The organism is Sorangium sp. So ce385 (genome assembly GCF_051474135.1).
GTDB classification, from domain to species: Bacteria; Myxococcota_A; Polyangia; order Polyangiales; family Polyangiaceae; genus Sorangium; species Sorangium cellulosum_D.
Genome location: NZ_CP150337.1, coordinates 5,771,906 through 5,785,380 on the forward strand (window position 1 = coordinate 5,771,906; position 13,475 = coordinate 5,785,380).

The 13,475-nt window shown below is 71.3% G+C and carries 10 protein-coding genes; 5 read left to right on the forward strand and 5 right to left on the reverse strand.

What is annotated here, in order from left to right:
- The first annotated feature begins 80 nt into the window (after window positions 1-80).
- The 4 genes from WME83_RS20960 (at window position 81) to WME83_RS20975 (ending at window position 5,368) form a co-directional block, all read left to right on the forward strand.
- Window positions 81-1,361 (forward strand): parallel beta-helix domain-containing protein, encoded by a 1,281-nt coding sequence (locus WME83_RS20960; RefSeq protein ID WP_437321061.1) that lies wholly within the window; start codon window positions 81-83, stop codon window positions 1,359-1,361.
- Between the two features lie 7 nt (window positions 1,362-1,368).
- Window positions 1,369-2,502, forward strand: a complete 1,134-nt coding sequence (locus WME83_RS20965; RefSeq protein ID WP_437321062.1) for an SO2930 family diheme c-type cytochrome — start codon at window positions 1,369-1,371, stop codon at window positions 2,500-2,502.
- Between the two features lie 204 nt (window positions 2,503-2,706).
- Window positions 2,707-3,639: a fibro-slime domain-containing protein gene (locus WME83_RS20970; RefSeq protein ID WP_437321063.1), complete on the forward strand. Its 933-nt coding sequence runs from the start codon at window positions 2,707-2,709 to the stop codon at window positions 3,637-3,639.
- An 862-nt stretch (window positions 3,640-4,501) separates the two neighbouring features.
- On the forward strand, window positions 4,502-5,368 hold the full coding sequence (locus WME83_RS20975) for a mechanosensitive ion channel family protein (protein ID WP_437321064.1): 867 nt from the start codon (window positions 4,502-4,504) through the stop codon (window positions 5,366-5,368).
- 1 nt (window position 5,369) lies between these two features.
- Here the strand turns inward: WME83_RS20975 and WME83_RS20980 are convergent, their stop codons facing one another.
- Window positions 5,370-5,603 carry a hypothetical protein gene (locus WME83_RS20980; protein ID WP_437321065.1) on the reverse strand — a complete coding sequence of 78 codons (234 nt, stop codon included), beginning with the start codon at window positions 5,601-5,603 and terminating at the stop codon, window positions 5,370-5,372.
- Window positions 5,604-5,744: 141 nt separating this feature from the next.
- On the opposite strand from WME83_RS20980, the gene WME83_RS20985 reads away from it, so the two are divergent.
- The gene (locus WME83_RS20985; protein WP_437321066.1) at window positions 5,745-6,737 is read left to right on the forward strand and encodes an aldo/keto reductase; all 993 of its coding nucleotides are present in this window, start codon (window positions 5,745-5,747) and stop codon (window positions 6,735-6,737) included.
- 60 nt (window positions 6,738-6,797) lie between these two features.
- On the opposite strand, the gene WME83_RS20990 is transcribed toward WME83_RS20985, so the two are convergent.
- The 4 genes from WME83_RS20990 to WME83_RS21005 form a co-directional block, all read right to left on the reverse strand.
- Window positions 6,798-8,207, reverse strand: coding sequence for a PLP-dependent aminotransferase family protein (locus tag WME83_RS20990; RefSeq protein WP_437321067.1), 1,410 nt, complete (start codon window positions 8,205-8,207; stop codon window positions 6,798-6,800).
- Window positions 8,208-8,416: 209 nt separating this feature from the next.
- A complete protein-coding gene (locus WME83_RS20995; RefSeq protein ID WP_437321068.1) occupies window positions 8,417-9,634 on the reverse strand; it encodes a hypothetical protein in 1,218 nt (405 codons plus the stop codon).
- A gap of 469 nt (window positions 9,635-10,103) precedes the next feature.
- Window positions 10,104-11,774 (reverse strand): family 43 glycosylhydrolase, encoded by a 1,671-nt coding sequence (locus tag WME83_RS21000; protein ID WP_437321069.1) that lies wholly within the window; start codon window positions 11,772-11,774, stop codon window positions 10,104-10,106.
- Window positions 11,775-11,800: 26 nt separating this feature from the next.
- Window positions 11,801-13,261, reverse strand: a complete 1,461-nt coding sequence (locus tag WME83_RS21005) for a hypothetical protein (RefSeq protein ID WP_437321070.1) — start codon at window positions 13,259-13,261, stop codon at window positions 11,801-11,803.
- Between the last annotated feature and the right edge of the window lie 214 nt (window positions 13,262-13,475).

The window sequence follows — 13,475 nt, forward strand, 5'->3', positions numbered from 1 at the left end:
GGGCGAGGTTGGCAACCCGAGCGCGCTCCGGTAGCCTGCGCGGTGTGAAATTCCAGCAGAATATCTTCTTGGGAGCCTGCGTGAGCCTGGCGCTCGCGGCGGTCGCCTGCAGCAGCGAGGAAGGGGTCACCCCGGTCAGCGCGAGCGGCAGCGGCAGCGGCGGCGCGGGGGGCGGCACCGGTGGGGAGGGCGGCGGCGGCGCGGGGGGCAGCGGCGGCGCGGGGGGCGAGGACGCGTGCGCGATCCGGCTCGCGCCGGGCGACGACGACACGACGGCGGTGCAGACGGCGCTGATCGACGCCGCGCCCGGGGCGACGGTCTGCTTCGAGGCGGGGACGTTCTCGTTCACCACCGAGCTGTCGCTCGACGTCGACGGCGTGACGCTGATCGGCGCGGGCAAGGACGAGACGATCCTCGACTTCTCGGACCAGGACACCGGCGCCAACGGGCTCCTGATCCGCGGCGACGGCGTCACCGTGCAGGATCTCCAGGTGCGCAACACGCCGGGCGACGGCATCCGCGCCGACAGCGTGCAGGGGATCGCCTTCCGCGAGGTCGCCGTGATGTGGGAGGCGGACGCGTCGGAGGACAGCGGCGCTTACGGCCTCTACCCGGTCGGCTCGACCGACGTCGTGATCGAGCGGTGCGTGGTCAAGGGGGCGCGCGACGCCGGGATCTACGTGGGTCAGTCGCAGAACATCCTCGTCGCCTCGAACGAGGCCTACGGCAATGTCGCCGGCATCGAGATCGAGAACTCGACGGATGCGGTCGTGCGCGACAACCACGCCCACGACAACACGGGCGGCCTGCTCCTCTTCAACCTGCCGGATCTGCCGGTCCAGGACGGCAAGCGCGTCAACGTGTACGATAACCGGATCGAGAACAACAACGGCCCGAACTTCGCCGCCGCGGGCACCGTCGTCGCGGCCCTGCCGCCGGGGCTCGGCGTCATGATCCTCGCGTCCGACGACAACGAGATTCACAAGAACGAGATCCGGGGCAACCAGTCCGTCGCGGTGGCGATCCTGAGCTACAGCGAAGATCTCCTCGGCCCGGTGATGGACGACGATTTCGACCTCTTCCCGCAGGGCAACTTCGTCCACGACAACGTCTACGAGGACAACGGGACGGATCCGCTCCCGTTCTTCTCGCTGTTCACGGCGATACGGCCGATGCCCGACGTGGCCTGGGACGGCTGCACCGACCCGAGCGCCGGGGACGACGGCCACCTCGTCAACTGCGTCTCGGAGCCCGAGGCGACGTACATCAACTTCAACCTCTGCGGCGAGCTGCCGGCGGAGAGCCAGGATGTCACCGCGGTCGCGTGCGCCTATGACCCGCTCCCTCCCGCGCAGCCTTAGCCTCGCTGTGTGCCTCTCGCTCGCGGCCTTCGGCTGCGCCGGCGAGGGCGACACCCGGCCGGGCGGCGCCCCGCCGGCCGAAGCGCCGCCCGAGCGGCCCGATCCGCCGGACCCGCCCGAGCCGCCGCAGAAGAGCATGCCGTACGACACGCTGTCGGAATACGGCTTCTTCGAGGGCGCGCTGTCGGCGCTGCAGCCGGCCGCGGGCGTGATCCCCTACGAGGTGGCCGCGCCGCTCTGGGCCGATCACGCCGGCAAGGGGCGGTTCCTGGTGCTCCCGGAGGGGGAGCAGATCGCGGCGAGCGAGGTGGAAGACTGGGAGTTCCCGCTCGGCACCATCGTCATCAAGACGTTCTTTCTGGGGCTCGACCGGCGCGCCCCTTCGGGCGCCGCCCGCATCCTGGAGACGCGTCTGCTCATCCTCGGGGAAGAGGGCTGGAAGCCGCACACGTATGTCTGGAACGAGGAGCAGACCGAGGCGACGCGCAGCGTGGCTGGCGCCCGGATCGAGCTCGACGTGATCGACGCTTCGGGGAGCCCGGCGCGCGCGCGGTACCTCGTCCCCAACACCAACCAGTGCAACAGCTGTCACGAGCGCGACGACCGCACCGCCGTGCTCGGGCTGATCACCCCGCAGCTGAACCGCGAGATCGTCGTCGACGGCGCGCCCCGGAACCAGCTCGCGTGGCTCGAGGCGCAGGGGATCTTCCGCGCGCCCCTCGGCGCGCCCGAGCGGCTGCCCAGCTTCCCGGATCCGTTCGGCGACGCGCCGCTCGACGCCCGCGCCCGGGCGTACCTGCACGGCAACTGCGCCCATTGCCACCGCCCCGGCGGCGGCGGCGGCGTGAGCGGGCTGGTCCTGCTCGCCTGGGAGACCGACCCGTCCAAGAACGGCGTGTGCAAGGTCGCCGCGGCGGCCGGCGCGGGCACCGGCGGGAATGCCTACGATATCGTGCCCGGCGCCCCGGACGAGAGCATCATGATCTTCCGCATGCGCTCGACCGATCCCGAGATCAAGATGCCGGAGCTCTCGAATCGTCTGCCGGACGCGGACGGCGTCGAGCTCGTCCGCGCGTGGATCGCCGCCATGGAGCCCGCGGGGTGCGACACAGCCGCGCCCGACCAACCCGCCTCGCCCTGACCCGCCCGCGCGGGACGACGCACCGCATTAGTTCTCTCTCTTGTCAAACAAGGCAGGATTCCGTCGGATGCAGCCGGGCTGAATTAAGCGATCTCCACGCGATCGTGGCGGCAGACGCCGCGCGATCTCGCGTAGGATTCCAGGGGCGACGTTGACAACCCCCACGAGGTGTGGTTGTCCTACTTTATCCCAGGAGTGCTCAATATGTCCCCTCGCTCTCTCTTGCTTGTGACCTTCGCCATCGCGGCCCTGGCCTGCTCTTCGGGGCCTGACGACAACAACGGCAACTCGAACTCCGGCTCCGGCGGCGGGCCGACCACCGGCGGCACCAGCGGGGCGCCTTCGGGGGAGAGCAGCAGCTCGAGCGGCGACGACATCGGGAGCATCTCGGGGGGGAACGTGACCATCGGCGCCGGCGGCGCCGGCGGGAGCGACTGCAAGAGCACGCTCGAGGTCCTCTACCGCGACTTCAAGGACACGCATCCGGACTTCGAGATGGATTTCCGGGGCGACGTGGTTCGCCGCAAGCTCATCGAGCCGCAGCTCGACGGCGACAGCAAGCCGGTGTTCCTCGACTCGATCGGCTGCCAGGCGGACCTGCAGACCCCGCTCGACTGCGGGGGCGGGACCCCGAACCAGGTCGTCATCACGAGCAGCGAGTCGTTCAACCAGTGGTACCGCGACGTGCCCGGCGTGAACATGACCTTCCCCAAGCAGCTCGAGCTCGAGGAGTCGCCGGCCGGCTCGGGTCGGTACATCTTCGACAGCACGGATTTCTTCCCGCTCGCGCCGGAGGAGGGGTTCGGGATCAATCCGCCCAACGGCAAGAACCAGAACTTCCTCTTCACCACCGAGATCCACCTCAAGTTCGGTTATGTCGCCGGCCAGGAGTTCAGCTTCCGGGGCGACGACGACATGTGGATCTTCATCAACGGCAAGCTCGCCCTCGATCTCGGCAGCATGCACGGGCCCGAGTCGGGCGTGATCGACTTCGACGCTCAGGCCGACTATCTCGGCATCTCGCCGGGCAACACGTACACGATGGATATCTTCCACGCGGAGCGCCACACCGACGGGTCGAACTTCCACATCGAGACGAACATCTCCTGCTTCGTGCCCGTCGACGTCCCGCGGTGAGGGGACGCGCGCGCCCCGGCCTCGGCCGACCAGCGTCTCACGCGGCGGGAGGACGGGGCGGGCGAGGGGGGGACACCGGCCCGAGCGCGGGGACGGCGCCAAGCGCGTGACGATGACGCGGCGATGGCGGGGCCATTCGAGCCGGTGGACTGCTCGCATTCGGTCTGGTGGATGCGATCGCCTGGCCGATGTCCGTTGCGTGGATTTACCGAAGCTTCTTCACGGGTCGACCTCACGACACGCGCAAGCTCGCGATGCGTTACCGCTACACGCTCTCAGTGAGCTTGTCGTGATGGTCATCGCGATGGGCGTGCAGTGATGGCTCGTCAGCTTCAGCGGCCTGGCGCCGGTCGTGACCGGCGGTGGCGGGCAGGTGTGCGCCAGCGAGCACGTGGCCACCACGTGCGAGCGGCGCGACGAGCACGCCTGTTCTACTGAGCGCGGCGTCCGCGAGCGCGACGCGTCCGGACAGTACGGCTGGCGCTAGGGTCGTACAGCGGTCGGAGGTCGAAGAGCGCACAGCGGCGCATGGCCTCCCACGTCGGTCAGGCGACGGAGGGACGGCCGGCGGGACTTGACCCCTCGCTGTGTGGCTCGGTACCATGCTCCTGCTGGACCTCGGCTGGCGCGGGGTTCGACGACGCAGCTTCGGGGGTTGGTGCACCCGCGCTGAGGATTGCTCTCCTCGGCCCCTGGTGTGGTTGCCAGGGCAGGCGAGTGCAGTTCCCGGCTCCCACGGCTCGGACGGGTTCTTGTTTGCGAGGGCGCCGCAGCGACCGGCAGAGGTCGAGCGGGCGCGACGAACGGCCACCCGCTCGCCTGCGGGGACATCGCTGGACCAAGGGAAGGGAGAGATCGCGGGATGAACGAGACCCTCAAGAGGTACGTGGACGTCGGGCTCGTGATCGGCGCCGAGATCGGCACCAAGATCATCGGCGCCATCGTCCTGTGGATCGTAGGGCGCCTGGTCATACGCGGCATCCTTCGTCTGCTCGATCGAACGACGAAGTTCCGCAACATCGACGAAACGCTCGCGCGCTACCTGCACTCGGTCGCGAGCGTGCTGCTCAACATCCTGCTCGTCATCACGGTCCTCGGCGTCTTCGGCGTCCAGACCTTCACCTTCGCCGGCATCCTGGCGGCGACCGGGGTCGCCATCGGTATGGCCTGGTCTGGCCTGCTCGCCAACCTGGCCGCTGGCGTCTTCATGATCGTGCTGCGCCCTTTCAAGGTCGGCGACGTGGTCACCATCGCAGGCGTGACGGGCATCGTGCATTCGATCGGCCTCTTCGTCACGTCGGTCGACACCTTCGACAACGAGCGCACCTTTCTCGGCAACAACAAGATCTTCGGCGAGACCATCAAGAATCACTCGGAGAACCCCGTGGCACGCTTGAACATCAACGTGCAGCTCCCTCACGGCGCCGACGTGCACAAGGTCATCGCTGTATTGAAGGAGAAGCTCGCCCAGGCGCCCCACGCCGTCAGCAGCCCAGCGCCGTTCGTCGAGCTGGTGGGCGTGACCCCCACCGGCCCGCTGGTCGTCGCGCACCCCTACATCGAGAGCTCGAAGTACCCGCTGGCGCTCGCCGCCGCGCACCTCGTCGTTTACGACGAGGTCGCGAAGCTGGGCTACCCGGCCCCGGCGCAGGCGGTGGTGCTCCGCCAAGACGGAGCCCGGCTCGCCGCGGCCAACGGGCACGACGCGCGCGGGCTCTCGCCGGTGTGAGCTAGTCCTCCGGGCAGGGGGGCTTCGGGTCAGGGCACGGCTGGCCCTCGACCCAGGGGCGCGTCTGCTCGCAGCCGCTCACGTCCTCGAAGGTGTTTTCCAGACACGAAATGGGCCCCGCGGTGCCGTTCCAGCCGCGGGTGACGCCGTGGCCGGCGACGTGGCGGAACGTCGACCCCTGGATGAACGCGCTGCTCGGCGCCTGGCCGAAGATGACGGCGGAGCACGGGCCCATCCACGGAGCGTGGTCCGCGGCGGCCGCCCCCGACCATGGCTCTCGCGGTGGTCCACGCCGGAACCGCAGCGGTGGTCCTCGTTCCCGCGCGCCTGCCGCCGCATACCTGGGTCCGGACATTCGGTCCATGAGGAGGACGCCATGAAGCGACGATGGGAGAGCGTGGGCATCGAGACGAGCGCGCTGGGCCTGGGGTGCTGGGCCATCGCTGGGAAGTGGAACGACCCGGGCGCGAGCTGGGAGTGGCACGGCACCGACGACGCGGAGTCGATCCGGGCCCTCCGCGCCGGCATCGACGCCGGCGTCACGCTGCTCGACACCGCCGACGTGTACGGGTCGGGGCACAGCGAGGTCCTGGTCGGGAAGGCCATCCAGGGGATTCGCGACCGTGTCACCCTGGCCACCAAATTCGGTCACGTCTTCGACGAGGAAAAGCACGTCAACCTGGGCAGGACCGACGCCAGCCCGGCGTACATCCGGCGCGCCGTGGAGGGGAGCCTGCGGCGGCTGGGGACCGATCGAATCGACCTCTACCAGCTCCACATCTGGGAGCACCCGCCGCAGAAAGCCGGCGAGGTGGTGGAGGTGCTCGAGCAGCTCGTGAAGGAGGGGAAGATACGCGCTTACGGCTGGAGCACCGACGTGAAGGCCTCGGTCGAGGCCTTCGCCCGCGGCCCGCACTGCGGCGCGGCCCAGATCCTGCTCAACGTGTTCGAGGGAAACGACCGGCTGATCGCCTACGGCGAGGGCAAAGGGCTGGCGCTCCTGTGCCGGAGCCCGCTGGCCATGGGCATGCTCTCGGGCCGGTACACGAAGGGCGAGACCTTGCCCCGCGGCGACGTGCGGACCAGCAACTTCGAGTGGATCACCTGGTTCAAGGACGGCAAGGTGAACCCCAATTACGCCCGCCGCCTGGAGGCCGCCCGCGAGATCCTGACCAGCAACGGTCGGACCCTGGTCCAGGGCGCGCTGGCGTGGATCTGGGCCAAGAGCCCGAACACCATCCCCATCCCCGGCTTCAAGAGCACGGCCCAGGCCGTGGAGAACGCGCGGGCCATGGAGAAGGGGGCGCTCACCGCCGAGCAGGCGCGCCAGGTGGCGGAGCTCGTGGCGTACGAGGATCGGAACCTGTAGAGCCCGCCCATCGACTCCGCCTGTCCTGATCGCAACGCCGCAGGCGCGGCGGCGAAGGGCTCATGGCGAACCGATCTCACGGTCCGTAGTCCGCTCGATGAGGGCTCCAAGCAGCTCGAGACCCTCGTCGAGCTTCTCGTCCGCCACGTTGCCATAGCCGATCACCAGCGCGTCGCTCGCGCGGGGCGGCTCGGCCCGGAACTCGTCCTCGGTCGAGATCCGCAGCCCCTCCGCGCTGCAGGCGTCGGTGAAGATCGGGCCGAAGCGCCGCCCGTCGAAGCGCGCGTGCAGGTGGAACCCGGTCTCGCCGCCGCTGGTGCGGACCTGATCCCCGTAGCGCGTCCCCAGGAAGTCGAGGATCGCTTCCAGCCGGGCGCGATAGCGCCGTTTCATGGCGAAGATATGGCGCTCGAGATGGCCCTCCTCGATGAAGCGGGCCAGCGTCCGCTGGTGCGGGATGGAGCCCCGGAGGTTGGTGCGCCGCACCAGGTCCGCGATCGGGCCGACGAGGTGGGGCGGGGCGATGAGATACCCGACCCGCACGAACGGCGCGAGGCACTTCGAGAAGGTCCCCAGGTAGACGACGCGCTCGGCGTCGAGCGAGGCGAGCGGCGGGACCGGGCTGCCGCGGAAGCGGAACTCGGAGTCGTAGTCGTCCTCGAGCACCAGCCCTTCGGCCGGGGCGGCCAGCTCCAGGAACTTCACCCGCCGCTTGAGGGGCAGGAGCGCGCCTGTCGGGAACTGGTGGGAGGGCGTCAGATAGAAGAGCGCGCCCCGGGGCACCTCGCCCAGGCCGGACGGGAGCGCGCCGGAGTCGTCGACGTGCACCGGGCGGCAGCGGAACCCGGCCGAGCCGAAGACGTCGCGGGCGAAGGTGAGCCCGGGCTCCTCGCAGAAAAGGGTCGTGGCGGGGAGGAGCCGTGAGAGCAGCGACAGGGAATGCGAGGTGCCGGAGGTGATGCAGATCTGCTCCGGATCGGCGGCCAGCCCGCGGAACCGGTACAGGTAGTCGGAGATGGCCTGGCGCAGCCGGGCGTCGCCGAGCGCCGGGCCGTAGGAGAGGTCGGCGGCGAGCGCCAGAGAGATCGCGTCGTCGGCGGCGCGGCGCCACGCTTGCCGCGGGAAGCTGGCGAGATCGGGGATCCCGGGGGTGAAGTCGAAGCGGATGGTGGGCCGGTGCCGCCGGAGGGTGGCCGCCCCCGAGACGCTGGCGTGCGGCGCCCGCACAGGCAGCGCGGCGGCGTAGGTCCCGTGTCCCGCCCGGGTCTCGAAATAGCCTTCGCCGGTGAGCTGCTCGTAAGCGTCCGTCACCAGCCGCCGGGAGATCCCCAGCTCCGCGGCCAGCAGGCGCGAGGGGGGGAGCCTGGCGCCGGGCGCGAGCTCGCCGGCGACGACCGCCTGGCGGAGCCCGTCCGCGAGCTGGAGCGCGAGGGAGCGCCGCGAGGCGCGATCGAGCACGATGCCGAACACGGAACGATCATAGTGCTTCGACGCACGAGCAGACCAGCTGCGCCGACCTGCGATCGCGGGCAGACGCGTCGTCGCCGATCGACGGGAGCCGGCTGTTGGTCGCGCGCGCGCACCGGCAGGTCCTGCCGACATCCACGTGGCCCCCTGCGCCGCTCCCGCCGTGGTGGACGCTGAAGCTTCTGAAGGCGGCCGGTCGGGCCCGCGCTGGGCTAGCCCTCCGGGCAGGGGGGCTTCGGGTCGGGGCACGGCTGGCCCTCGACCCAGGGGCGCGTCTGCTCGCAGCCGCTCACGTCCTCGAAGGTGTTTCCAGACGCGAAATCGGGCCCCGCGGTGCCGTTCCAGCCGCGGGTGACGCCGTGGCCGGCGACGTGGCGGAACGTCGACCCCTGGATGAACGCGCTGCTCGGCGCCTGGCTGAAGATGACGGCGCCGTTGAAGGTCGTGAGATCGTTGCAGCTGAGCAGGATGCAGCCGCAGTCGTAACCTGCATACTCGACGATGACGTTCTCCAGGACGTTCTCGTCGCGCGGGATGCCGCCGAACCAGAGCCCGCCCCAGTCGCCGGGCGCGGGGGTCTCCGCGGCCGAGGTGAAGACGATGGGCCGCTCCGGCGTGCCCAGCGCGCGGAGGGCGCCGCTCGCGGCGAACTCGCCGGTGAAGCGCTCGATCTGCATGAAATTGCCGGGCTCGAACCGGATGGTGACGCCGGGCTCGATGGTGAGCGTCGTGAGCGGCGCGCCCTCGCCGCCGCCGCCGATGTTGAAGCGGGCGTCGCGCCAGTCGCCGAAGTGGTAAGGCACGCCGCGGTCGCGCAGGGTCGTGTCCTGCTGAAGCCCGGAGGTCTGATTGGCCCCCTCGTCCTGGATCAGGATCTCGTCCCTTCGATTGCCGGTGTACACGCCGACCGGGATCGAGCCGAGCGCCTGCTCGCCGAGCTCCAGCGGATACGGGTGCTCCTCGCTGCCGCTCTCGGTGATCACGAGATCGGTGGAGCCCTCGGCGAACGCCGACGCCCGCAAGAGGAGCACCCCGGCGCCGAGCGACCCGCGCACCGTCACGTGGTCGACGAGCAGCACCGGCGCCGCGGGGGTCACGGACCCGCCGTACGCGGAGAGCGCCGCGTTCGCGTGGAAGCGATCGCCGCCGCCGCCCTCGAGCGTCACGTGGCGGAGGGTCGCCTTGGCCGGCCACGCGACGTGCACGTCGTTCCACCGCGCGCCCTCGCTGCCGCGGAACGTGATCGGCCGCGCCTCGGTGCCCTCGGCCTTCAGCTCGGCGCCCTCATCCATCGCGGAGATGCCCGTGTCCTCCTCGAGCAGCACCTCGGCGCACGGCTCGATCGTGAGCGTCACGCCGGCGCGGAGGCGGACAGGGAAGCTCACGACGTGCGGGCTCCCCTCCGCGGTCCAGGTCTCGCTTTCGCTCACGTCGCCCTCGTGAACCGTCGGGCCGCCGGACGGCGCGGGGCACCCCGGCTCGGGCGAGCCGCCGGCCCCACCCGAGCCGCCGGCCCCACCCGAGCCGCCGGCCCCACCCGCGGCGCCAGCGCCGGCAGGGGGAGGGTCGCCGGGATCGCACGCGACGAGGGACATCACACAGACCGAGGTGAGCGTAACTACAACGTTCCGTAGAGCCATATCCGTGTTCCTTTGTGGACACCTGTGCGTTGGTGCGCACACAGGCAAAGACGCACAGATTATCTCATTCGCATCGAGCCCGCAGAGTCTTTGCTCTTTCCAAGCACGAGCCCGTCCCCCCTCGCGACGTGGCCCGCGCCGCGAGCCGGCCAAAGCGGCCGTGTCGTCGCGTCCGATGGACACAGTCGCTCCTCGGGATGTAATCCGGATTCCGGAGCGACGAGATCGCCTGTCGCGGCCCGCGGGCGCTCGACGGGCCTCAGCGCCGGGGCGACGGCTGCGCCATGCGGAACGACGCGAACCGCGCGGAGGCGCCGCTCGGGCCGCGCGCGAACAGGACCGCGCGCACGCCGCGATCCCAGGGCGGCAGGTGGTCGGCGTCCACGACGTCCCCGACCGGGGCCCAGGCGGCGGCGCCGCCGGCGCGGATCGCGAAGCGGAAACGGTGCCCGCGCACGACCGTCATCCGGAGCTCGGCGCGCGAGGGCGCGCTCGTCTCGGCCACCCCCCGGCGCTCGCCGTTCGCGATGCGGAAGACGGCGGCGCGGCCGCCGCCCACGGCGATGCCGACCGCGTTGTCGCCGTCGCCGTAGGCCGCGAGCCCCGCCTCGACGTCCGGCGGGGCCGACACCTCCGCGGTCACCTCGTAATCGCCCCGCAGCGTCGGGCGCCCGACGACCGCGCCGAGGCGGCTGCCCGCGGCCGCCGGCGCCGCTCGCAGGGCGAGCCAGCCGCCCGCGCCGGGATCGAGGGCGGCGTCCGGGCGCGCCGCCGCGGGCCACTGCCAGTGCGGATCCAGCGCGCCGCCGTCGAGCGGGTCCACGATCGCCGCGGGCCACGGCGCCTGGGGCGCGATGGGCGCCTCGGCGACCGCGCTCGGCCCTGCGCCGCCGCGGATCGCCGGCCAGCCGTCAGCCCCGAAGATCACCTCGTCGAGCAGGCCTTGCCGGCCGACGTACACCGAGTCCTCGGCGCTGTACGCGTGGTAGAGGAGGAAGAACCGCCCGCCGCCGTCGTCCACCACGCTGCCGTGGCCAGGGCACTTCCAGGCGTCGTTGCCGGTGAGGATCGGGTTCGCCGGGTGCTTCTCCCAGGGTCCGCGCAGGCGCGCCGCGCGCGCCACGCCGAGCGCGTAGCTGCACGCCCGGCCGCAGCAGCCGGCGCCCGAGTAGAAGGCGTAGAAGCGGCCCTCGTGCCGCAGGAGGTAAGGCCCCTCGACGAGGTCGGCCTCCCACGGTGCGTCGTTCTGGAAGAGCGCGAACGGCGTGCCGAGCAGCGCGGCGCCGTCCTCCGAGAGCTCCTGGGCCCAGAGGGGCGTCGGCTGGCCGACGCTGTTCCCGTCCTCCTTCCAGACGAGGTGGCGCACCCCGCGCTCGTCGCGGATGGGGAATCCGTCGATCGAGCCGGCGTCCATGCACGTGAGCGGCCCGCGATCGGTGTACGGCCCGCCGGGCGCGGCGGCGGTGGCCGAGGCGACGCACAGCGGGCCGCCGCGCTTCCGGGCCGTGTAGAAGACGTGGTATCGGCCGCCGTCCTCGCTGATCTCGGGCGCCCAGAGGCTCCCGGCGGCCCAGGACGGGAGCTCGGGGAGCACGGCGCCGACCCGCTCCCAGTTCACGAGATCCGTCGAGCGGAGGAGCGGAAACGGCGGGCCCCACTCGGAGCTCGTCGCCGTCGCCCAGTACGCGCGCCCCACGCGGATGACCGACGGATCGGGGAAGTCCCCCGGGACGACCGGGTTCGCATACGCGGCGCCCGGCGCCCCGGCGCCGCTGCGCCCCGCGATCCCGAGGGGGAGCGCGGAGCCCGGGATCGCGGTGTCCTCGGCGCAGCCGCCCAGGAGCAGCGGAGAGAAGAGGAGCTGAACCGCCAGTGCGCCGAGGGAAGATAGGGTGAACGCCGCGCCGCCCGAGCGCGTTTCCGATGTCATGAGAGAAGGAACCGCGGCCAGCGCCGTCACGGGATCAGCTTCACGACGAGCATCGACTCCTTCGCTTCCGGGCTCGAGATCGGTCCGGCACCGAAATCGATCGTGCCCTTGAGGCTCCCGACGGCGACCAGGGCTCCGGTGGGGTCGACGGCGATCCGGGACAGGCCTCCGGACTCCGACGGCTCGAAGGAGACGCTGCAGAAGCCCTCGCCGCGCGGATCGAGCCCGACGACGAAGAGCCCCTGGAGCCTCGCGGTCAGCGGACCGCAGCCGAGGTTCGTGTCGTGGATGAAGTCGCCGGCCAGCCACGTGTTGCCGGCGGCGTCGGCGGCGAGCGCATACGCTCTCGGGAGGCTCCTGGCGAACGTCGGGGCGCCGCCGGCGGAGAGCTTGGCGACGAACGCGGCGTCCCCATCGCTCGTCAGGGTGTCGCCGCCGAACTGGAACGTCTCGCCGATGGATCCGAGCGAGACCACGTTGCTTGCCCCATCCACGACCGTGCCGCCGGGGGACTCGCCGGCGGCGCTGCCGAGCCGATGGCTCCATCGATGCTCGCCGTCCGGACCGAGCGAGGCGACGAAGACGTCGGACGCCACGCCGAGCTCCGGGCTGCCAGCAGCCCTGAGCGGGCCGCCGCCGAAGTCGACGACGTCATGGAAGCTACCTCCGAGCGCGATGTTCCCCGCCGCGTCCAGGGCGAGCGTGGAAGATTGCACGGCGCCCGACCGGCCGAAGCTCTTGCTCCAGACGTGGCCGCCCGCAGCATCGAGCCTGGCGACGAAGACGCTCTGCTCGTCCCTGCGGCTCATGAAGGCCTCCCCGCCGAGATCCATGGTGCCCACGTAATCGCCGGTGACGACGATCCCTCCCGCCGGATGGAAGCCGACGCCGCGGACCGCCGCGGACCCCGCCCCGACGTGCGTGCTCCAGACGTGCTGTCCCGAGGCGTCGAGCAGGACGATGAAGCCGCTCTTGCCCTGCGCCGCCAACGGGCCACCGCCGAAATCCGTCGTTTCGCCGAAGTGACCCCCGACGAGGATGTTCCCCGCCGCGTCCGTCGCGATGGCAAGCCCTGCCTGAAGCTCGGGCACGGTGGAGAGGTCGCCGAACCGCCGGCTCCAGAGATGGCGGCCGTGCGGATCGAGCTTGAGGACGAACGCGTCCTTGTAGCCCGCGCTCACGAGCGGACCGCCTCCGAAATCGACGGTGCCTTCGAACGCCCCGGTGATGAGGATGTTGCCGCGGGCGTCGACCGCGAGGCCGACCACCTCCGCGTAGTCGAATGGACGCGCGAACGCGACCTCGAGGCAACCCGCCTCGCACACAGGAGCGCTACCGCCGGCGCCGACGCCGCTGCCGCCGGCGCCGCTGCCGCCGCTGCCGCCGCTGCCGCCGCCTTCCCCTGCCTCCGGGCCCTTCGCCGGGGTCGGTGCCCTGTCGTCCAGGCTGCTCCTCGCGCCGCATCCGAACGTGGCCAGCGCGCACACCAGCGCGAGATGCCTTGGCGTAGACCCGCGTCTGTTCATTCCTGCCCCTCCACGCCGCGACGGTACCATCGTTGAAGTCGGCGCAGGGAGAGGACCTCGGGAAAGCCAGAGTTCGACGCCGTCGCGCGCGAGGGTCGCGCTCGGGCGGCGAGCGGCGGCGCAGGACGAGGAGCGCGCCGGCCGCGCGGCCCGACGGGGAATCGGGCCGCGGGCC